The sequence below is a fragment of the Falsiroseomonas sp. E2-1-a4 genome (assembly GCF_051433165.1).
In the GTDB taxonomy this organism is placed as follows: Bacteria; Pseudomonadota; Alphaproteobacteria; order Acetobacterales; family Acetobacteraceae; genus Falsiroseomonas.
Window position 1 is genome coordinate 33,480 of the sequence record NZ_JBHMFS010000016.1, and the last position, 19,875, is coordinate 53,354.

16 protein-coding genes are annotated in these 19,875 nt (G+C 69.7%); 6 read left to right on the top strand and 10 right to left on the bottom strand.

All coding sequences use genetic code 11. The annotated features are described in order from the left end of the window. The 9 genes from ACFHNC_RS17255 to ACFHNC_RS17295 are packed head-to-tail and all read right to left on the bottom strand — an operon-like array spanning position 1 to position 13,309. A complete protein-coding gene (locus ACFHNC_RS17255; RefSeq protein ID WP_437170474.1) occupies positions 1–1,497 on the bottom strand; it encodes a 6-hydroxynicotinate reductase in 1,497 nt (498 codons plus the stop codon). Then, positions 1,494–4,181, bottom strand: a complete 2,688-nt coding sequence (locus ACFHNC_RS17260) for a molybdopterin-dependent oxidoreductase (protein WP_437170475.1) — start codon at positions 4,179–4,181, stop codon at positions 1,494–1,496. Before ACFHNC_RS17260 ends, ACFHNC_RS17255 begins: the two co-directional genes overlap by 4 nt. Then, entirely contained in the window at positions 4,178–5,020 is an 843-nt protein-coding gene (locus tag ACFHNC_RS17265; RefSeq protein WP_437170476.1) for an FAD binding domain-containing protein, read from the bottom strand. Before ACFHNC_RS17265 ends, ACFHNC_RS17260 begins: the two co-directional genes overlap by 4 nt. After that, positions 5,017–6,690, bottom strand: a complete 1,674-nt coding sequence (locus ACFHNC_RS17270; protein WP_437170477.1) for a hydantoinase B/oxoprolinase family protein — start codon at positions 6,688–6,690, stop codon at positions 5,017–5,019. The genes ACFHNC_RS17265 and ACFHNC_RS17270 overlap by 4 nt, the downstream gene beginning before the upstream one ends. Then, positions 6,687–8,717, bottom strand: a complete 2,031-nt coding sequence (locus ACFHNC_RS17275) for a hydantoinase/oxoprolinase family protein (protein ID WP_437170478.1) — start codon at positions 8,715–8,717, stop codon at positions 6,687–6,689. The genes ACFHNC_RS17270 and ACFHNC_RS17275 overlap by 4 nt, the downstream gene beginning before the upstream one ends. A 5-nt stretch (positions 8,718–8,722) precedes the next feature. Further along, positions 8,723–9,436, bottom strand: a complete 714-nt coding sequence (locus tag ACFHNC_RS17280; protein ID WP_437170479.1) for an ABC transporter ATP-binding protein — start codon at positions 9,434–9,436, stop codon at positions 8,723–8,725. Then, entirely contained in the window at positions 9,429–10,211 is a 783-nt protein-coding gene (locus tag ACFHNC_RS17285; protein WP_437170480.1) for an ABC transporter ATP-binding protein, read from the bottom strand. The genes ACFHNC_RS17280 and ACFHNC_RS17285 overlap by 8 nt, the downstream gene beginning before the upstream one ends. Continuing rightward, complete coding sequence (locus tag ACFHNC_RS17290; protein ID WP_437170481.1) at positions 10,208–12,061, bottom strand: ABC transporter permease; 1,854 nt, start codon at positions 12,059–12,061, stop codon at positions 10,208–10,210. The genes ACFHNC_RS17285 and ACFHNC_RS17290 overlap by 4 nt, the downstream gene beginning before the upstream one ends. 9 nt (positions 12,062–12,070) lie before the next feature. Then, the gene (locus ACFHNC_RS17295) at positions 12,071–13,309 is read right to left on the bottom strand and encodes an ABC transporter substrate-binding protein (RefSeq protein ID WP_437170482.1); all 1,239 of its coding nucleotides are present in this window, start codon (positions 13,307–13,309) and stop codon (positions 12,071–12,073) included. 234 nt (positions 13,310–13,543) lie between these two features. Between ACFHNC_RS17295 and ACFHNC_RS17300 the strand changes: the two genes are divergently transcribed. Continuing rightward, positions 13,544–13,780, top strand: a complete 237-nt coding sequence (locus ACFHNC_RS17300; RefSeq protein ID WP_437170483.1) for a hypothetical protein — start codon at positions 13,544–13,546, stop codon at positions 13,778–13,780. Here ACFHNC_RS17300 and ACFHNC_RS17305 read toward each other — a convergent pair. Further along, a complete protein-coding gene (locus tag ACFHNC_RS17305) occupies positions 13,754–14,176 on the bottom strand; it encodes a hypothetical protein (RefSeq protein ID WP_437170484.1) in 423 nt (140 codons plus the stop codon). The two genes, ACFHNC_RS17300 and ACFHNC_RS17305, sit on opposite strands and share 27 nt — an antisense overlap. A gap of 380 nt (positions 14,177–14,556) precedes the next feature. Between ACFHNC_RS17305 and ACFHNC_RS17310 the strand changes: the two genes are divergently transcribed. From ACFHNC_RS17310 to lpxK, 5 genes are all read left to right on the top strand, one after another. Further along, complete coding sequence (locus ACFHNC_RS17310) at positions 14,557–15,396, top strand: UDP-2,3-diacylglucosamine diphosphatase (protein WP_437170485.1); 840 nt, start codon at positions 14,557–14,559, stop codon at positions 15,394–15,396. 177 nt (positions 15,397–15,573) lie between these two features. Beyond that, positions 15,574–16,611, top strand: a complete 1,038-nt coding sequence (locus ACFHNC_RS17315; protein ID WP_437170486.1) for a glycosyltransferase family 4 protein — start codon at positions 15,574–15,576, stop codon at positions 16,609–16,611. Between the two features lie 100 nt (positions 16,612–16,711). Further along, a complete protein-coding gene (locus ACFHNC_RS17320; RefSeq protein ID WP_437170487.1) occupies positions 16,712–17,440 on the top strand; it encodes a lysophospholipid acyltransferase family protein in 729 nt (242 codons plus the stop codon). Next, entirely contained in the window at positions 17,437–18,798 is a 1,362-nt protein-coding gene (locus tag ACFHNC_RS17325) for a 3-deoxy-D-manno-octulosonic acid transferase (protein ID WP_437170488.1), read from the top strand. The genes ACFHNC_RS17320 and ACFHNC_RS17325 overlap by 4 nt, the downstream gene beginning before the upstream one ends. A gap of 85 nt (positions 18,799–18,883) precedes the next feature. After that, positions 18,884–19,870 (top strand): tetraacyldisaccharide 4'-kinase, encoded by a 987-nt coding sequence (lpxK, locus tag ACFHNC_RS17330; RefSeq protein WP_437170489.1) that lies wholly within the window; start codon positions 18,884–18,886, stop codon positions 19,868–19,870. Positions 19,871–19,875 lie beyond the last annotated feature (5 nt).

Below are 19,875 nucleotides of genomic sequence, written 5' to 3' on the forward strand. Positions count from 1 at the left end.
TCACCCCGGGAAAGGCCAGGGATTGCCCGCCTGCCAATCCTCGATGCGCAACGCGGGCCCGAGATCTCGGAGAAGATCCTGCACCGGCACAATTTCGGAAACATGCCCGCCGAGGCGTTCATACAGCGCGCGTGGCAGGGTGAATTCGATGGGCGCGACCAGCGCGGGCGTGGGCACATAGCCAAACGCGTTCTTCGGCAGCCGCAGCACATCCGCCATGACGGTAATGCCACCGCCGGGCCAGAGATAGACCGGCGCGCCACCCATGGTGACGCGCGTCTCGCCCGAGGCCACGCTGCGCGTCAGCAGCACGGGATTTTCCGTGACACCCGCGCGCAGCGATCCGCCGGCACCGGCCATGAAGATGACGGTGCAGAGTGAGGGTTCGCAATTCTCGCCAATGCGTTCCACCACCTTCGCAACGCCCGCGGGCATCTCGGCGGGTATCGGGCGCAGCGCCTCATCCAGCACGCACCAGAGCGCATCCTCACCCGTGGTGGAGGTCAGCAGCAGGCGCAGGCCGGGCCAGGCCGTCTTCGGGTCGATCGCCTCAATGATGGAAAGCGGATCGCTGATATCCGTGCCGCCCCAGCCGAGGCCGGGATTGGCCACCTGGAAATACCGCCCCGGCGTCGATCGCCGCCCGCGCAGGCGAATGCCGGTGGGCTTCATGCCGAGCACCTTGCCGGCCTGATGTTCGGAGAGCTGGCCGGTGATGTGGTCATCCACCACGATCACTTCATCCACCTGGCCAAGCCATTGCTGCGCGAAGATGCCGATGGTGGCGCTGCCGCAGCCGACGCGCATCCGCACCTCCGCCTTCCCGTCCACCACCGGCGCCTGGCCGGCCTGCACGCGCACGGCGTGACCGCCATCGATGGTGAGCTCCACCGCCTCCCCCGCGCACAGCTTCAGCAGCGTGTCGCAGGTGGTGGTGCCCTCGCGCTTGCTGCCGCCGGTGAGATGCCGCACGCCGCCGAGGGACAGCATCTGGCTGCCATATTCGGCGGTGGTGACATGGCCCACCTGCTCACCATTCGCGCGCACGGCGGCGGCCTCGGCTCCCAGGTGGCGATCCGTGTCGATCTTCACCTTCACGCCGCAATAGCTGAAGATTCCCTCCGTCACGATGGTGACGGTATCCACCCCCGCATGGCTGGCGCCAACGATGAAGGGCGCGGGCTTGTAGTCGGGATAGGTGGTGCCCGCGCCGATACCGGTGACAAAGGCGCGGGCGGGATCGAGCAACTGCCCATCCCAGCCACCTTCCGCAAAGGCCACGACCGGCTCGCCCGTCTCGACGGCGCGCGCCAGCGTCACCGCCGGGTCGGTGCGGACCAGTTGACCATTCTCGTTGTCATAGCGTGAACAGGCGCCGCTGCGGCCGGGGCGGATGCGGCACAGCACGGGGCAGGCATCGCAGCGCACGATGCCCTGGTCGCCCTCCGCCGCCCCGAACTTCTGGGACCGTGCGGCGAGGCTGCCATGGTCGCTCATCGCATCTGTTCCCATAGCCGATGCGGCAGCACGGGCACCTGGCGCATGGTGATTCCGGTGGCGTGGCGGATGGCCGAGAGAATGGCCGGCGCGGTCGGCACCAGTGCTGGCTCACCAACGCCCTTGGCGCCGTAGGGGCCTTCGGGTTCGGGGTCCTCGATCAGATGCACCTCGATCTCCGGCACGTCGCCCGCGGTCGGAATCAGGTAGTCGTGCAGATTCTCGGTCCGGCCGGGGATGAATTCCTCCATCAGTGCCAGGCCGAGGCCCTGCGCGATGCCGCCATGGATCTGGCCGAGCACCAGCGTGGGATTGACCGCCCGCCCGACATCCTGCGCTGCGACGATCCGCCGCACCTTCGTGACGCCCAGCGCCGTATCCACCGCCACCAGCGCTATCTGCGCGGCGAAGCCATAGGTGGCGTAGGGCGTGCCCTGGCCGTTCTCGTCGAGCGCCGTGGTCGGCGGATCGTAGCGACCTTCCGCCTCCAGGTCTTCCGCCAGCGTGGCCAGGTCGATCACGCGCGCGCTGCCGACGTGAAGCTGCGTGCCTTCCAACCTCAGGGCCGCATCCTCCCCCGCATTGGCCAGCGCCAGGATGCGCCGCCGCAGCGCCAGCCCCGTTTCCATCGCGGCGCGGCCACTGACGAAAGTCTGGCGGGAGGCGCTGGTCTTGCCGGCATCAAAGGTGCGCGCCGTATCACCCAGCACATAGCGGAACTGCGCGAGCGGCAGGCCGAGTGCATCCGCGCAGATCTGTGCCATGACCGTGGTGCTGCCCTGGCCGATGTCCACCGCGCCGTTGAACAAGGTCAGCGTGCCATCGCGCGCCAGCGTGAGCTTCATGCGGGACGGGTTGGACATGCTGGTATTGCCGCAGCCATACCACATGCAGGCAATGCCGGCGCCGAGCCTCACACGCGGCGCCGTCACGTTGTGTGCGGTCACCTGCGCAAGCATGGCATCCCATTCCGGCTTCAGCGCATCCAGGCATTCCGGCAGCCCGGCGGAGGCGTGCAGCACCTGGCCGCTATGCGTGGTGTCGCCGCGGCCAATGGCGTTGCGGCGGCGAATCTCCCATCGATCCAGGCCGAGCTGCGCGGCCAGGTCATCCACCAGCGACTCCGTCGCGATCGCTGCCTGCGGAACGCCGAAACCGCGAAAGGCGCCGGCGGGCGTGTCGTTGGTGTAGATGGCGCGGGCGCGGTTGCGCAGGTTTGGGATGCGATAGGGACCGCCGGCATGCACCGGCACGCGGTTGGCAACGGTCGCGCCCCAACTGGCATACGCGCCGGTGTTGAAATCCGCATCGAATTCGTAGCTGCTGAAGCGGCCTTCCGCATCGGCGGACAGGCGTGCGGTGATGCTGGCAGGGTGGCGCTTCGTGGTGCTCGCCATGCTTTCGGCACGCGAATAGACAATGCGAACGGCGCGGTTCAGCTTGCGCGCTGCAACCGCGAGCAAGGGCTGCACCGAGACATCCAGCTTGCCACCAAACCCGCCACCACAGGCGCTGGGCCGGATGCGCACCGCGTCTTCCGCCACGCCGAGGACGCGCGCGGTTTCCTCTCGGTCCATATACGGCGCCTGGGTGCAGGCGAAGATCTCCATGCCGACGCCATCGGGCGCGGGCTGTGCATAGCCGGCTTCGGGCTCGAGATAGGCGTGTTCGACGAAGGTCGTGGTGAAGCAGCCCTCCGCATTGGCGGCATCACGCGCCGGCGTGCCGCGGTTCAGCCGGCCCTCGATCAGTAGGTTGCCCGGTGCATGCGCGTGGATCTGTGGCGCATCGGCCGCGCATGCCGCGGCAGCGCCGTGCAGCGCGGGCAGGGGGTGCCAGGTGATTGGCAACGCCGCATCGCGTACCACCATCACCGCGTCCCGCGCCCCCACCAGCCCGAGTACAGCCTCGCCCCGGAAGCGCACGAGGCCATCGGCCAGCACGGGCTGGTCCTTGAGATTTGGCATGATGCCGAAGGCGTTCACACCCGGCACATCGGCGGCGCTGAGGATCGCCTCCAGCCCCAGGTCTCGCCGTGCCGCCTCCAGATCGCCGAGCGAGAAACGCGCGCTGGCATGGGGCGACCGCACCACGCGCAGCCACAGCACATCCGCCGGTGCCTCATCCGCCCCGAAACGATCCGTGCCATCCAGCTTCGCCGCGCCATCCAGCCGCGCGATGCTGGCGCCGACCGCCTCGCCCGCCAGTGGTGAGGGGGTGGCCTGCGGCGACGCATCCAGCACCGCGTCCAGGATCTTGGCGTAGCCGGTGCAGCGGCACAGCACGCCGCCCAGCGCATCCCGCACCGCCGCGCGATCCGGCGCCGCATCGCGCAGCAGCAGGTCCGCTGCCGCCATCAGCATGCCCGGCGAGCAGATGCCGCACTGCGCCGCGCCATGCGCGAGGAAGGCGGCGCGCAGCCGCGCCAGCACCACGCCCACCGCGCCTTCTGTCGCTTCTACCGTCTCCACCTGTGCGCCCTGCACCTGCGCGGAAGGGACCAGGCAGGCGCAGGCCTGGGCGCCATCCACCAGCACCGTGCAGGCGCCGCAATCGCCGGCGTTGCAGCCTTCCTTCGTGCCGGTCAGGCCGAGCCGTTCACGCAGCGTATCCGACAGCGGCGCGAAGGGGGGCGCGGAGACGGTGCAAGGCGCGCCGTTCAGGGTGAAGGCGATGTCGATCATGTGCGCAACTGCAACAGGTCTTGCAGCAGCACCAGCGCGGCGTCACGGCGATAGGCGGCGCTGGCGCGGATGTCGTCGATCGGCGCCAGCAGCTCCAGATGATGCGGCTGCACCATCTGCGCGGCCAGCCTGCGGTCCGCACCGACCAGTGCGGCCTCGAGCCCCGGCAGGCGCTGCGCCACTGCCGAACAGGCGCCGAGCGCGACACGTGCCGTGGTGATACGCCCGACGGCATCGGTGGCGATGACGCCCGCCGCCATGGCAATCGAAATCACCAGGTAATGCCGCGCGCCGAGCTTGCGGAAGCAACCCTGCGCGCCCGCCAGCCGCGGCACATGCAGGGCTGTCACCAGTTCATCCGTTGCCAGCGCCGTCGCCCGATAGCCGGTCAGGAAATCGACCACCGAAAGCCTGCGCGTGCCGCGCGGCCCCGCGATCTCCACCGCAGCGTCCAGCACCAGCAGGTTCGGGATGCCGTCGCCGGCCGGTGAGGCGGTGACGAGGTTTCCGATGATCGTACCGCGATTCTGCACCTGCATGCCGCCCACTTCACGCGCGGCGGCCTTCAGCCCGTCGAACAAGGGCGGCAGCGCCGCGCGCGTCAGCGCAGACCAGGTAACGAGGCAGCCGATGCGCCAGCCCTCATCGGTTTCCTCGATGCCGCGCAGGCCGGGCAGGGCGCTGATATCCAGCACGTCCTTATGCGTCGGATCACCCCAGGCGGCGCGCGCCGTGCGGGCGGGAAAGACATCCGTGCCTCCGGCCAGCACCGCCACATCCGCGCCCGCGCGAATGGCCAGCGCATCCTGCAGCGTCGTGGGGCGATGATAGGCCGTCATCCCCACAGCGCCTTCGCCTGGTCCGCGGTGTAATAGCCACGCCGCACATCTTGCGCGATCAGCACGGGGTCGCGGTCGCGCGGATTGCCGTAGCCGCCGCCGCCAGGCGTCATCACCTCCACCCGGTCACCGGCCCGCAGATGCAGCCCCTGGTCCTTCGATAGATGTAGCGGGATGGTGGTGGTGCCGCTGCGATGCAGCTTCACCACATTCTTCGCGCCCTCCCCGCCACCCAGCACGCCGGGCGGCCCGAAGCGGCCGTGGTCCATGACGAAACTTGCCTTGGCTTCGCCGCGCAGCAGCTCAACTTCGTAGTGCACGCCAAAACCGCCACGATGCGCGCCGGCGCCGCCGGAGGCTTCGTGAATCGCGAAACGCCGGAACAGGACGGGATAGTACTGCTCCATCACCTCCACCGGGGCGGTCTTGCTGATGCCGATGGTGGAGCAGCCGTTGGTCAGCCCATCGGCCTCCGCATTGCCGCCATAGCCGCCGCCGGTGATCTGGTACATCACATAGCCCGCGTTGCGCGCCGGGTCGAAGCCGCCAAGCGCGAAATTGCCGGAGGTGCCGGCGGGTGCGGCCCAGACTTCCCCCGGCAGCGCCTGCGCGATGGCAAGGAACACGGCCTCCGCAATCCGCTGTGACACTTCCGCAGCGCAGCCGGAGACCGGGCGTGGATAGCGCGCGTCCAGAAACGTGCCCTCCGGCCGGATCACGCGCAAAGGCGCGAAGGTGCCGGCATTGATCGGCACATCGGGGAAGATGTGCTTCATCGCGAGATAGACGGCGGAACAGGTGGTGGCCCAGACGGAATTCATCGGACCCTGGCAGGGTGGCGAGGAATCGCCCAGATCGAAGACCAGCTCATCACCTTGCCGCGTGACGGTCAGCGCGATCCGCAGCGGTGCATCCACCACACCGTCCGAATCCACGAAAGTTTCAGCCAGGTAGACGCCACCCGGGATGCGCCGGATTTCCGCCAGCATCCGTTCCGCTGCGCGCGCGCGAATGCCGGCGATGGCATCGCGCAGCGTGGGGAGGCCGTAGCGCGCGACCATTTCCGCGAGCCGCGCCTCGCCAACCAGCAAAGCCGCGGCCTGCGCCTTGATGTCGCCGATGCGCTGGTCGGCGACGCGGATGTTGGACTGGATGATGGACAGGATCTCGCGGTCCAGCACGCCCTTCTTGAACAGTTTAACGGGCGGCAGGCGCAGGCCCTCCTGCTCGATTTCCGTCGCATGTGCGGAAAAGCCGCCAGGCACCATGCCGCCGATATCGGGCCAATGGCCGGTGTTCTGAAGCCAGCAAAACAGCTCGCCATCGACGAAGAAGGGCCTGGCAAAGCGCACATCCATCAGATGCGTGCCGCCCAGATACGGGTCGTTGACGATGTAGATGTCGCCCGGCTCCGGCGCCGCCACCGCACCTTCGCCAATTAGTCGCACCAGATGTGCCGCCGAATGCGCCATGGTGCCGACGAAGACCGGCAGGCCGAGCTCGCCCTGCGCGATCAGCGCGCCATCCTCCGCCGCGTAGATGCCATCCGATCGATCATCCGCCTCCGCGATCACCGGCGAAAACGCGGTGCGGGAGAAGGTGATGTCCATCTCGTTGCAGACCTGCTGCAAGCCGGCCTGGATCACCGCGAGCGTCAGGGCATCGATCATGCCAGTACCGTGATACGAAGATTGCCGATGGCATCGACCACGGCTTCGGAGCGTGGTTCCAGCACCGTCGTCGCATCCGCCTGCTGGATGATGGCCGGGCCCGCGATGCGCGCGCCTTCCGCCAAGCTTTCCCGCTGCCACACCAGGGCACGATGCCAGGTGCCCTCGGCGTAGAGGTCACGCTCTCCAACTCTCGCTTCCCCGACACGCGCGGCAGGATCGAGCAATGATGCAAGCGGAAAGGCGCGGCGGCGGCCGATGACGGTGGTGATGAGGTTCACCAGCACCGCGCGAATTTCCGGAAGCTGCACCTGAAACCGGGCAAAATAGGCGGTCTCGAAGGCAGCCTGGATCTCGGCGCGGGTCATGTCCGCGCGCGGCAGGGCGACGCGGATGAGATGGGTCTGGCCGCGGAACTGCATATCCGCCGCGTGCAGCACGTCTGTCCGCTCCACCTCGGCGCTGTCGGCGGTGACCACGGCGAGCGCACGATCGCGCTGCGCGGTCAAGGTCTCCGTAATTTCCGATTCAGTGATGTCGTCCAGCCCGCGGTTCAGCGTGTTCACCGCATCCTGCCGCAAATCGGCCACCAGGCAGCCCAGCGCGTTGGTCAGCCCAGGCCGCGCCGGCACCAGCACCATCGGGATGCCGATCTCCCGCGCCAGGGCCACCGCATGCAGCGGCCCGGCGCCGCCGAAGGCGAACAGGCAGAAATCGCGCGGGTCATGGCCGCGGGAGAGTGAGACCATGCGGATCGCGCCGCTCATATGCACATTGGCCAGCCGCAGCGTCGCCTCCGCCGCCTGTTCCACGCTCATGCCAAGCGGCGCGCAGATCTGCTCCGCGAAGCTTTCCCGAATGCGTTCCAGGGGCACAGTGTCCTGCACCGCCAGCAGCCGCGCAGGATCGAGCCGCCCGAGCACCAGATTGGCATCCGTGATGGTGGGCCGCGTGCCGCCGCGCCCGAAGCAGATCGGCCCCGGCAGGCTGCCCGCGCTTTCCGGGCCGACGCGAAACATCCCGGCGCGATCGATCCCGGCGATGGAGCCGCCGCCGGCGCCGACCGTCCGCACATCCACCATCGGCAGATGGATCGGCAGCCCATAGGCGATGGACAGTTCCGCCGAAACCTCCGGCACGCCGCCCGCGATCAGCGCGACGTCGGTGGAGGTGCCGCCCATGTCGTAGGTGATGGCGTTCCGCAACCCGCTCTGCGCCAGTGTCGCCGCCGCGGCCATGACGCCGGAGGCGGGGCCGGACATCACGGTTTTCGCCGCCTCCCGCGCAACCAGGCTGGCCGGCACGGTGCCGCCATTGCCGTTCATCACCAGTAGTTCGCGCTTGTGGCCCTGTGCGGCGAGCTGCGCCTGCAGGCGCGTGATGTAGCGGTCCAGGATCGGCTGCACGGCGGCGTTCACCGCGGCCGTGGTGCCGCGTTCATATTCGCGGAATTCGGAAAGCAGCTCATGGCCCAGCGTGACGTAGTCATTCGGCCAGATGGCGCGCGCGATTTGGCCGGCGCGGCGTTCATGCGCGGGGTTGGCGTAGGCGTGCAGGAAATGCACCACCAGCGCCTCGCAGCCCTCGGCCAGCAGGGCACGGACCTCGCGCGCCACGGCGTCTTCATCCAGTGGCGTGACCACGGCGCCGCGCGCATCCATGCGTTCCGACACCTCGCGCCGCCATTCACGCGGCACCAGCGGTTCGAAGCTGCCTTTCAGGCCATAGGGGTTGGGCCGTGTCCGACGCCCAAGTTCCAGCACATCACGGAAGCCGGCGGTGGTGATCAGCCCCACCTTGGCCAGCTTGCGTTCCAGCACGGCGTTGGTCGTCGCAGTGGTGCCGTGGATGATCAGGTCGAGCGCGGCCGGGGAACTGCCCGCCGCCGCGATCGCCGCCAGCACGCCCTCCGCCTGGTTCGGCGTGGTGGTCGGCACCTTGGCCAGCCGCACGCGGCCTTCGGCATCCTGCAGCAGCAGATCGGTGAAAGTGCCGCCGACATCGATGCCAGCCGTGATGCGGGACATGCGTATCAGACCGTCAGATAGGTGGTGCGGATGATCTCATCCGCTTCCAGCGCCGCCATGGTGCCGGCGAAGCGGATGCTGCCCTTCTCGATGACGAAGGCGCGGTCGGAGACGGCGGCGGCGAAATCCAGGCTCTGTTCGGAGAGCAGCACGGCCAGCCCCTCCGCCTTCATCCGCAGCACGGCCTCCGCCATCAGCTCCACGATTACCGGCGCCAGGCCCTCGGAGGGTTCGTCCAGCAATACAGCCTCCGGGTTGCCCATCAATGTGCGGGCGATGGTCAGCATCTGCTGTTCCCCGCCCGACATGGCGGCAGCGCGGCGGCCGCGCATCTCGGCGAGATTGGGGAAAATCTCGTAGAGCCGCTCCACCGTCCAGGCCGCGCGCCCGCCTCGTGCGGCGCGGCGGCCGACCTCCAGATTCTCCGCCACCGTCAGATCGGTGAAGATGCGCCGATCCTCCGGCACATAGCCGAGGCCGGCGCGGGCGATCTGGAAGGGTGCCCAGCCGGTAATGTCCTGGCCCGCGAATCGCACCTTGCCCGCACGCGGCGGCAGCAGGCCCATGATGGCCTTCATGGTGGTGGATTTGCCGGCGCCGTTGCGGCCCATCAGCGCTGCCACCTCGCCGCGCGCAAGCGTGAGATCGACGCCGAACAGCACCTCTGCCGGGCCATAGCCGGCGGTGACACCGGAGACCTCCAATACCAGGTCAGTCATGCGCCGCGCGCCTCGCCCGCAAGGCCGCCTTGTGGCCGGATTGGCCGAGATAGACGCGTTGCACCTCCGGGTTCGCCCGCACCGACTCAGGAGAACCTTCCGCGATCACCTCGCCCCGCACCAGCACCAGGATGCGGTCGGCATGGGCGAAGACCGCGTCCATGTCATGTTCCGTGAACAGCACGCCGATGCCCTGGCCGCGCGCGATGCCGGCTGTCAGTTGCATCAGGCTGGCGCGTTCGCGTGGCGCCATGCCGGCGGTGGGTTCATCCATCAGCAGAAGTTTCGGCGCGGCGGCCAGCGCGATGGCCAACTCCACGCGCTTCACATCGCCATAGGCCAGCTCGCCGATCGGGCGATCCGCCGCCTCCGCCATGCCGACCTGTGCGAGCAGCGCCAGCGCCTCCGCCCGGTAGAGCGACGCCGCATCCGCCACCAGGTCCCGGGTGCGGCCGTGATGGGCGGTGAGTGCCATCTGCACATTGCCGGCGACGGACATGGACAGGAAGGTCTGCGCCACCTGGAAGGTGCGACCGACGCCGAGCTTGCAGACCTGGCGCGGCGGCAGCCCGGTGATGTCCTGGCCCGCCAGCATCACGCGGCCGGAACTCGGCGCCAATTGCCCGCCCACCATGTTGAAGGTGGTGGATTTCCCCGCGCCATTCGGCCCGATGATCGCCAGCATCTCGCCCGCCGCCAGCGCGAAGGACACATCCTTCGCCGCGACCACGCCGCCGAAGCGCTTGTTCAGGCCTTCGACCGAAAGCAGCGTCATGGGCGCCTCCGCAGCGCGCCATAGGCACCGGACAGGCCGCGCGGGAAGATCAGCACCAGCGCAATGATGGAGGCGCCGAGGAAGAACCGCCAATGGTCCGTCAGCGGCATGAAGAAGTCCTTGATGGTGTGGAAGGCCGCGGCACCGGCGACGGCCCCCATCACCGTCTGCATGCCGCCTAGCAGCAGCATCGCCAGGAAGTCGATGGACATCGGAATCGCGAGCAGCGTCGGGTCGATCGAGCCCTTGGAAAACGCATAGAGCCCACCCGCCAGCCCCGCCGCCGCGCCGGCCAGCGTGAAGGCCAGCCAGCGGTGCATTCGCACATCCACGCCGATGGCATCCGCCCGCTGTTCCGAATCCCGCGCCGCCCGCAATGTGGCGCCGAAGGGCGCGTAGATCACATGGCGCAGCGCCGCGATGCCCAGGATGCAGCAGGCGGCGACGAGATAATGGAATGCCTCTCGCGACCTGGCCCATCCGGAGGGCCAGACGCCGACCACGCCATTGTCGCCGCCCGTCACCTCAACCCATTGGAAGCACACGGCATAGGCGATCTGCGCGAAGGCCAGTGTCAGCATCGCCAGGTAGATTCCGGTCAGCCGCACCACGAAGAAGCCGAACAGCGCGGCGAAGGCCGCCCCCGCGATGGGGGCCGCGATCAGCGCCGGCTCCATCGCGAAGCCGCCGCGCGTCACCAGCAACCCGGCCGCATAGGCGCCGAGGCCGAAATAGGCAGCGTGGCCGAAGGAGACGATGCCGCCATTGCCGACCAGGAAATTCAGCGAGAAGGCGGCGAGGGCAAAGATCAGCACCTCCGTCGCCACCTTCACGGTATAGGCGTCGCCGAACAGCGGCACCGCCAGCGTCGCGGCCAGCACGACGCCGAGGATCACCTTCTCCCACACCCCAAAGCGCGGCGTCGCCAGGATTCCCTCCGGCAAGGCCGCGCGCCCCGCCGCCGCTTCCGGCCGTCCGAGCAGTCCCCAGGGCTTCACCACCAGCACCACCGCCATCAGCAGGAACACCAGCACCAGCGTGATCTTGGGAAAGATCAGCACGCCGAAGGCATTCAATTGCCCGATCAGCACCGCCGCGAGGAAAGCGCCGGGCACGGAGCCCATGCCGCCGATCACCGTCACCACAAAGGCTTCCGTGATGATCGACAGATCCATCTGCGAATTCGCCGCGATGCGCGGAATTTGCAGCGCCCCGCCCAACCCGGCCAGGAAGGCGCCGAGGAACAGCGTGCCGGTGAAAAGCATCGCCTGGTTCACGCCCAGCGCACCCACCATTTCCCGGTCCCGCGTCGCCGCGCGGATCAGGATGCCGAAGCGCGTCTTGTGCATCAGCAGCCACAGCAGGCCGAGCACGCCCGGGCCGACGCAAATCAGGAACAGCTCATAGGCCGGGAAGCGCTGGCCCAGAATCTCCACGCCATGTCGCAGTCCCGGCGCGCGCGGCCCGGAAATCTCCACCGGCCCCCAAAGCCACAGCACCGCATCCTGCACGATCAGCACCACGCCGAAGGTGGCCAGAAGCTGGAACAGCTCCGGCACCTTGTACAGGCGGCGCAGCAGCAGCACCTCCATCACCACGCCGAGCACGCCCACCACGATGGCCGAGATCAGAACGCCGGTGAAAAAAAGCAGCGGTGAACGATCAAAGTCCAGCAGCCAGGGCACCACCGTCACCGCCATATAGGCGCCGAGCATGTAGAAGCTGCCATGCGCGAAATTGACGATGCGGGTGACGCCGAACACCAGCGTCAGCCCGGATGCGATGACGAACAGGGATGAGGCGCTGGCCAGTCCCGACAGGGACTGGACCACCAGGAAGCCGAAATCCATGCGCCGCGATCAGCTCCGCGGGCGCGCGGCGCGCACTTCAGCCTCGGGGAACATGTAGTCGGCGCCATCGGCGTAGCGGGCGTTGCGCATGGTGCCGGTGCGGCCGCGCAGCTCCGTCTCTCCCACCCAGGTGCCCATGGTGCCCTGGTGGTCGAGTGCGCGCATCACGACGTTGCCGACGATGGTCTGCGTCGGCAGGTCCGCCAGCGCATCCACCATCGCCTCCGTCTCCGTCGAATTCGCCTTGTTCAGCATGCTGGCCACCACCTGCGCGGTGACGTAGCCCAGCACGCTGCCCTTGCGCGGCGTGTCGTTGAAGCGTGCGCGATAGGCCTCGACGAAGGCCTTATGCGGTGCGTTCTCCACCTGCTCCCACGGATAGCCGGTGACGATCCAGCCATCCGGGCATTCATCGCCCAGCGGGATCATGTATTCCGGCTCGCCGGTCAGCAGTGACAGTACCAGGCGGCGCTCGAACAGGCCGCGCGTGTTGCCCTCCCGCACGAAGGCGGTCAGGTCGGCGCCGAACAGCACGTTGAAGATGCCATCCGGCCGCGCCTGCGCCAGCGCGCCCACCGTGGCCCCGGCATCGACGCGGCCGAGCGCCGGGTATTGCTCCGCCACGATCTCCGCGCCGGGGATCGAATTGCCGATCAGGCGCTTGAAATTGGCTGCCGCCGACTGCCCGTATTCGTAGTTGGGCGCCACGATCGCCCAGCGCTTCGCCGTCTTGCCGCGCGCGGCTTCCACCACCATCCGCGTCTGCATGTAGGTGGAGGGGCGCAGGCGCCAGGTGTAGCGGTTGCCCTGGGCCATGGTCAGCGCATCGGTCAGCGGTTCCGTCGCCAGGAACAGCTTCTTGCGCTGGTTTGCCAGGTCAGACACCGCCAGCCCGACATTGGACAGGAAGGTGCCGGCCAGGAAGTCGCAGCCTTCGCGCGTCAGCAGGTCCTCCGCCACGCGCACCGCGTCGCCGGGGGTGGACCCATCGTCGCGGAAGATGAATTCCAGCCTCCGCCCGCCCATCACGCCGCCGGACTGGTTGATCCGGTCCACCGCAAGCTGGATGGCGTTGCGGTAGGGCACGGAGAAGGCGGCCATGCGGGCGTAGGAATTCAGCTCCCCCACCTTGATGGGCGCGCCCTGTGCCGGCGAGCCTTGCGCGGGGGCCTGGCCCGGGCGCAGCCCCGCGAGAATGCCGCTGCCGGCCGCCAGCGCGCCGCGGCGGGAGAGGGTGAAGCCAGCCATCGCAAGGACTCCCAGTTGGACTGTCGGCGTGCATCCTCCACCGCGGCCGGGTTGCGGTCCAGCCAGTTTCACCGGGCGCGTCCCAGGTCTTGCGACGCCGGCATCACGGTATTGGCCAAGGCAGCGGCCGGGCTGCTCGCTGCCGCGGCACCTGGACCACGCGCCTTTTTGAATGGATCATGGCCGAATAAAGGCGCAAGGGTTCATCTTGTTGCCAAGATTAGGGGGCGCCCAGTGTTGATCATTCTCTGCGTCCTGGCCGGTGTCACGGCGCTGCTCGGCATGTTCAGCGTTGCGGTCACGCTGGTGCCGGCGATGGGCCTGGGACTGGCGGGGCTGACCGCGGCTGCCGGCTTTAGCCTGGTTTCTCTTGTCGCCGGCCTTGCCGCCGGGGTGCTCGCCCTGGGCCAGCAGCGCGCCGGCGCGGTTCGAAAGACTGCCGATTCAGCCGCTTGCACCGCGAGCGCGTAGCGGGGCCAGGGCCGGGTCCAGGTAGCGGATTTCATCCATCCGCACCTCAGGCATGGCCTGCGGGTCGCCCATCATGATGATGAGGCACAGGCTGGTGCCCATCAGTTCCAACTGCTTGTGGCCGCGCAGCGGCAGCGGAATCCGGCTCCGGCGGCAGGCCTGCAGCAGGATCGTCAGCAGATCGCCGGCCGTGAAGGACCAGTGGGCGCGCGGGCCCGACCTGGGCTTTTGCGGCACCAGCCGCGCCATCACCTCGCCCGAGGGGGCGGTTGCCAGGTCCAGCCGCACGCGCCCCGCCGCGGTCTGCCAGCCCGGCTGGGCCAGGACCATGCCGGCGACCAGCGCATCCAGCACCTCCGCCGGTGAGAACAGGATGTAGCGGACTTCCTTCGGCATGGCGGGATTCAGGCGCAGCGGCGGGCGCGCGGCGCGGCCTGCTGCCCCGGCGCGGCGGCGATGGCGTGCATGGCGCAGGCGGCGTCGCAGTCGATGGCAACCTCCTTCGCCCTGGGGGGCCTTGATGGCAGCCCCCTTCATGACAGTCAGGCTGCTGACAAAGCGATAACGCCGGCGCCCTGTTTGCCTTCATGCAAGATTCACGTCGTCAGGCCGCCTGAAGGGGTAGACGCCCGGCAGGCCGCCGTCAGGTCAGCGAGACTCACCTGATGCGCGGCCTGTGGGTCAGCCGACGGGGCCGGCCGGCAGATCGCCGGGGGCGCCTCGGCGCAACCGGTGCGGCCGCGTCAGGCGCCGCATGGCGAAGCAGAGGGCAGGGCATGGATGGCATGGCAGGCACGCTCGGCGGAGAACCCCGGCGACGCTACCGCACGGTGTTCCTGTCCGACATGCACCTCGGCACGCGCGGCTGCCGCGCGGATTTCCTGGTGGATTTCCTGCGCCGCACGGAATGCGAGCAGCTCTACCTCGTGGGCGACATCGTCGATGGCTGGCGGCTCCGCAAATCCTGGTACTGGGATGCGGACCATGACGAGGCGATCCGCCTGGTGCTGAAAATGGCGCGCAACGGCACCCAGGTCACCTACATCCCCGGCAACCATGACGAAATGCTGCGCGACTGGCTCGGGCTGGAAATCGCCGGCGTCCGGCTGGCGAAGGAGGCGGTGCACAACGCCGCCGATGGCCGCCGCTTCCTGGTGATCCATGGCGACGAATTCGACAGTGTGGTGCGCTACGCCAAGTTCCTGGCCCATCTGGGCGACTGGGCTTATGACAGCGCGCTGGTCGCCAATCGCTGGTTCAACGCGCTGCGCCGGCGCTTCGGCTATCCGTACTGGTCGCTTTCCCAATGGCTTAAGCGGCAGGTCAAGGAAGCGGTGAAGGCGATCGACCGCTTCGAGACGGCGCTGGCCCAGGAGGCCCGCCGCCGCGGGCTTGATGGCGTGGTCTGCGGCCACATCCACCACGCCGAGATGCGGGAGGTGCAGGGCGTGCTCTACATGAATGACGGCGACTGGGTGGAAAGCTGCACCGCGCTGGTCGAGCATGCGGATGGGCGGTTCGAACTGGTCGATTGGGCGCGCGAGAATCAGCTCAGCTTCTTCCGCGCCCCCTCAACCCCGGCTCCCGTCCCGGCCGCCTTGCCGGAAACGGTGTAGCGCCCGGGCCATGGCCCGGCCCCGGGCCGCTTTCGCCACTTCCCGGCCACGCATTTCTCGGGCACCAGGGGGGCGATGCGCGCCGCCGCAGAGGCTTGAGGCGAGAGGACCGGCTTGGACGAGGAACCCCCCTGCGGACATGCCCCTTGGGGGATGGGTGCGCTGGAGCCAACGGAAATGACCGCCGCGAACGGGCCGCTCCGCATCCTTGTCGTCTCGGATGCCTGGACGCCGCAGGTGAATGGCGTGGTCCGCACCATGGCCACCGTCGTCGCGGAATTGGCACGCCTGGGCGATGTGGTGGAGGTGATCGGGCCGAACCGCTTCCCGACCGTGCCGACCCCCGGTTATGCCGAGATCCGCCTGGCGCTGGCGCCGAAGCGCCGCCTGACCCGGATGGTGGATGAATTCCGCCCGAATGCGGTGCATATCGCGACCGAAGGCCCGCTCGGCTGGGCGATGCGGGCGATCTGCCGGGCGCGGGGCTGGCGCTTCACCACATCCTTCCACACCAAGTTTCCGGATTATCTGCACGCCCGCACCCGCATCCCGAGGGACTGGTCCTGGGCGCTGATGCGGCATTTCCACGCGGCCGGCGCCGGCACGCTCTGCGCCACGCCGACGCTGGCGGCGGAACTAGCCGCGCGCGGCTTTGCCCATGTCGTGCCCTGGTCGCGCGGCGTGGACTTGGCGGGCTTCCACCCGGATTCGGCGGGGCGAGGGCCGGCGGAGGCGTGGGAATCGCTGCCGCGCCCGATCTTCCTGTGCGCCGGGCGGGTGGCGGTGGAAAAGAACCTGGAAGCGTTCCTGGCGCTGGACCTGCCGGGCAGCAAGGTGGTGGTGGGCGATGGCCCGCAGCGCGCCGCCCTGGCACGGCGCTTCCCCGCCGCGCATTTCACTGGATGGCGGGAAGGCGCGGCGCTGGCGCGGGCCTATGCGCAGGCGGATGTCTTCGTCTTCCCCTCCCGCACCGATACCTTTGGGCTGGTGCTGCTGGAATCCCTGGCCAGCGGCACGCCGGTGGCGGCCTTTCCGGTGACCGGGCCGCTCGACATCATCGGCGATCATCCGGTGGGGGCGTTGGACGAGGATTTGCGGGCCGCCTGCCTGCGCGCCTTGCAGGCGGACCCCGCCGCCTGCCGCGCCCACGCCACGAGGTTTTCCTGGGCCGCCTGCGCGCGGCGCTTCCGCGACAGCCTGATGCTGTGTCCCTGAGGGGGCCGGACGGCGGATTTCCCACGCCCCCCGGGCCATGCTACCGGCCTTGCATGGCGTGCCCCCACCCCCGCCCCCTTCAACGGCGCCAACTCTGGCCATGATCCGCGGCTTCATCCGGCATCCGGCGGTCCAGGGGGGGCTGGCGCGGCTGGTCGGGCTGTATCTGGCGCTCGTGGTGCGGACCACGCGATGGCGGCTGGTGGGGGCGGAACCGGCCTTGGCGCTGGTGGCCGCGGGGCAGCCGCTGATCCTCGCCTTCTGGCATGAACGCCTGCCGCTGATGCCGGCGCTGTTCGACCTGGCCCGCGCGCGGGAACCGGCGGCGGCAGGGTTGCGGCCGCATGTGCTGGTCAGCCAGCACCGCGATGGCCGCTTCATCGGCGCCGCCGTGGGGCGATTCGGGGTGGAGATGATCTACGGCTCCTCCCGCCGCGGCGGGGCAGGGGCGTTGACGGCGCTGCTGCGCACGCTGCGGCGTGGACAGCCGGTGCTGATCACGCCGGACGGCCCGCGCGGCCCGCGGCGCCAGGCGGCCCCGGGTGTGGCGCAGGTCGCGGCGCTGTCCGGCGCGCCGGTGGTGCCGCTGGGGGCCTCCAGCAGCGCGCAGCGGCGGCTCGGCTCCTGGGACCGCCTGATGCTGCCGCTGCCCTTCGGTCGCGGCGTGGTGGTCTGCGGCCCCCCCATCACCGTCCCGCGTGACGCCGCGGAGGCGGCCTTGCCCGGCATCGCCGCGGCGCTGACCGAGGCCTGCCGGGAGGCCGACCGGCTATGCGGCGTTGTCGATGTGCCGGACCGTCCCGCCAAGCGAAGCCGGCCGCGACCGTGACGATCCCCACCACCGCCTGGCGCCTGGCCACCGCCCTGGCGGCGCCCCTGCTGCGCTGGCACCTCGGCCGCCGCGTCCGGCGCGGCAAGGAAATCGCGGCGCGGCTGCCGGAGCGCCAGGGCCTGGCCGCCGCCCGGCCACCAGGACGCCTGCTTTGGCTGCACGCCGCCAGCGTCGGTGAGGCGATTTCCGCCCTGCCGGTGCTGGAGGCGCTGCTGGCACGCGACGCCGCGTTGCACCTGCTGGTCACGACCGGCACGGTGACGGGCGCGCAGGCGTTGATGGACCGCCTGCCCGCGGCGCCGGCCGCGCCGGGCGCATCCGGCTTCCCGCGCGTCACCCACCGCTTCCTGCCACTGGACGTGCCGGCCTGGGTGGCGCGGTTCCTGGATGGCTGGCGGCCGGATGCGGGCGTGCTGGTGGAAAGCGAGCTTTGGCCCAACCTGATCGCCGCTGCCCGCGCCCGGCGCCTGCCGATGGCGCTGCTCAATGCCCGGATCAGCCCACGCTCCTTCGCCCGCTGGCGCCGTTTTCCGCGCAGCGCCGACGAGATCCTGGGCGGCTTCGCCCTGGTGCTGGCACGGTCGGAGGGGGATCGCGCCCGGCTGGCGGCGCTGGGCGCGGCGGCGCCGCAATGCTGGGGCGACCTGAAGGCCGCGGCCGAGCCCCTGCCGGCGGATGCGGAGGCGCTGGAACGGCTGCGCGCGCTGATCGGCGACCGCCCGGTTTTCCTCGCCGCCTCCACCCATCCGGGGGAGGAGGCGCTGTTGCTGGCCGCCCATGCGCGCCTGGCGCCGGACTGGCCGCGGCTGCTGACCGTGCTGGTGCCACGCCACCCGGACCGCGGCGTGGCGGTGGCGGAACTGGCGGCGCGGCAGGGGGTGGCGGTGGCGCGGCGGGCCGGCGGCGGCGCGCCGGGGGCGGATGTGGCGGTCTATGTGGCCGATACGCTGGGCGAGCTTGGCCTGTTCTATCGCCTGGCCACACTCGCCCTGGTGGGCGGCAGCCTGGTGCCGCGCGGCGGCCAGAACCCGCTGGAGGCGGCGCGGCTGGGCTGCCCGATCCTGCTCGGCCCGCATACCGACAATTTCGAGGAACCGGTGGCGCGGCTGCTGGCGGCCGGCGCTGCCCGGCGGGTGATGGCCGAACCCGTGGCGCTGGCGGAGAAGGTGGCCAGTATGCTATCCGATCAAGCTAGGCGTCAGGTTATGGTCACCGCCGCCGCTTCCATCGCGGCGGGCCAAGCCGGTCTGCCGGACATGGTGGCCACGGCGCTGCTGGATCTGCTGCCGGATGACTCCGGACCTTCCGAGGGTGGCGCGCGGCCTCCGCTCGGGGCCTATGAGCCGGGGCGTTAGTTTGGGGCCGGCCGCCACGGGCGGCCCCGCGTCGAAGCCGCCCTTCGCGGCGATTTGGTGAACGAAACCTGATGGTCGAGGCCTGATGCGAGCACCCGCCTTCTGGGCGGGCAGTGGCGGCGTGATGCCGCTGCTGCTGTCCCCCTTCTCCGCGCTTTACGCGCAAGCCACCGCGCGCCGCATGGCGCAGCCCGGCTGGCAGGCGCCGGTGCCGGTGATCTGCTGCGGCAATGCCACGGCCGGCGGCGCGGGCAAGACCACCGTGGCGATGGACCTCGGCCGGCGCCTCGCCGATCGTGGCATCGCCGCGCATTTCCTGCTGCGCGGCTATGGCGGCAGGCTGAAGGGGCCGGTGCGCGTCGATCCCGCCACGCATGACAGCACCATGGTCGGCGATGAGGCGCTGCTGCTGGCCGAGGTCCGCCCCACCTGGGTCTGCGCCGACCGTGCCGCCGGCGCGCAGGCAGCGGTGGCGGGCAATGCGCGCGCCATCGTCATGGATGACGGGCTGCAAAACCCCGGCCTGGTCAAGGATCTGTCGCTGCTGGTGATCGATGGCAGTTTCGGTTTCGGCAATAATCGCGTCATCCCGTCCGGCCCGCTGCGCGAACCGGTGGCCGCCGCCGCCGCCCGCTGCCAGGTCGCGGTCCTGATCGGGGAGGATGAGACCGGCGCGCTGGAGCTGCTGCCACCCGGCCTGCCCGTGCTGAACGCGCGCCTGGTGCCGGGGCCGGAGGCGCTGATGTTGCGTGGCCAGCCGGTCTATGCCTTCTGCGGCATCGCCAACCCGCGCAAATTCTTCGCCACTCTGCAGGAGGCCGGCGCCGTGCTGGCGGGGCGGGAGGCCTTCGGCGACCACTACCAATACGATGCCGCCGAAATCCAGGAACTGCTGGCGCAGGCGGATGCCGCCCGCGCCCAGCTTGTCACCACCAAGAAGGATTTCGTCCGCATCCCGGCGCAGTTCCGGTCCCGCGTCACCGTTGTGACGGTGGGGCTGGAATGGGCCGAATCGGCGCAGATCGAGAGCCTGATCGACCCCCTCGCCGCCCGGGTGCCGATTCCGGCCTAAGGTTC

Excerpts from the sequence above, each read along its gene's own strand:
- ACFHNC_RS17255 (WP_437170474.1), bottom strand. The coding sequence starts at position 1,497 with ATGAGCGACCATGGCAGCCTCGCCGCACGGTCCCAGAAGTTCGGGGCG.
- ACFHNC_RS17260 (WP_437170475.1), bottom strand. The coding sequence starts at position 4,181 with ATGATCGACATCGCCTTCACCCTGAACGGCGCGCCTTGCACCGTCTCC.
- ACFHNC_RS17265 (WP_437170476.1), bottom strand. The coding sequence starts at position 5,020 with ATGACGGCCTATCATCGCCCCACGACGCTGCAGGATGCGCTGGCCATT.
- ACFHNC_RS17270 (WP_437170477.1), bottom strand. The coding sequence starts at position 6,690 with ATGATCGATGCCCTGACGCTCGCGGTGATCCAGGCCGGCTTGCAGCAG.
- ACFHNC_RS17275 (WP_437170478.1), bottom strand. The coding sequence starts at position 8,717 with ATGTCCCGCATCACGGCTGGCATCGATGTCGGCGGCACTTTCACCGAT.
- ACFHNC_RS17280 (WP_437170479.1), bottom strand. The coding sequence starts at position 9,436 with ATGACTGACCTGGTATTGGAGGTCTCCGGTGTCACCGCCGGCTATGGC.
- ACFHNC_RS17285 (WP_437170480.1), bottom strand. The coding sequence starts at position 10,211 with ATGACGCTGCTTTCGGTCGAAGGCCTGAACAAGCGCTTCGGCGGCGTG.
- ACFHNC_RS17290 (WP_437170481.1), bottom strand. The coding sequence starts at position 12,061 with ATGGATTTCGGCTTCCTGGTGGTCCAGTCCCTGTCGGGACTGGCCAGC.
- ACFHNC_RS17295 (WP_437170482.1), bottom strand. The coding sequence starts at position 13,309 with ATGGCTGGCTTCACCCTCTCCCGCCGCGGCGCGCTGGCGGCCGGCAGC.
- ACFHNC_RS17305 (WP_437170484.1), bottom strand. The coding sequence starts at position 14,176 with ATGCCGAAGGAAGTCCGCTACATCCTGTTCTCACCGGCGGAGGTGCTG.
- ACFHNC_RS17310 (WP_437170485.1), top strand. The coding sequence starts at position 14,557 with ATGGATGGCATGGCAGGCACGCTCGGCGGAGAACCCCGGCGACGCTAC.
- ACFHNC_RS17315 (WP_437170486.1), top strand. The coding sequence starts at position 15,574 with ATGACCGCCGCGAACGGGCCGCTCCGCATCCTTGTCGTCTCGGATGCC.
- ACFHNC_RS17320 (WP_437170487.1), top strand. The coding sequence starts at position 16,712 with ATGATCCGCGGCTTCATCCGGCATCCGGCGGTCCAGGGGGGGCTGGCG.
- lpxK (WP_437170489.1), top strand. The coding sequence starts at position 18,884 with ATGCGAGCACCCGCCTTCTGGGCGGGCAGTGGCGGCGTGATGCCGCTG.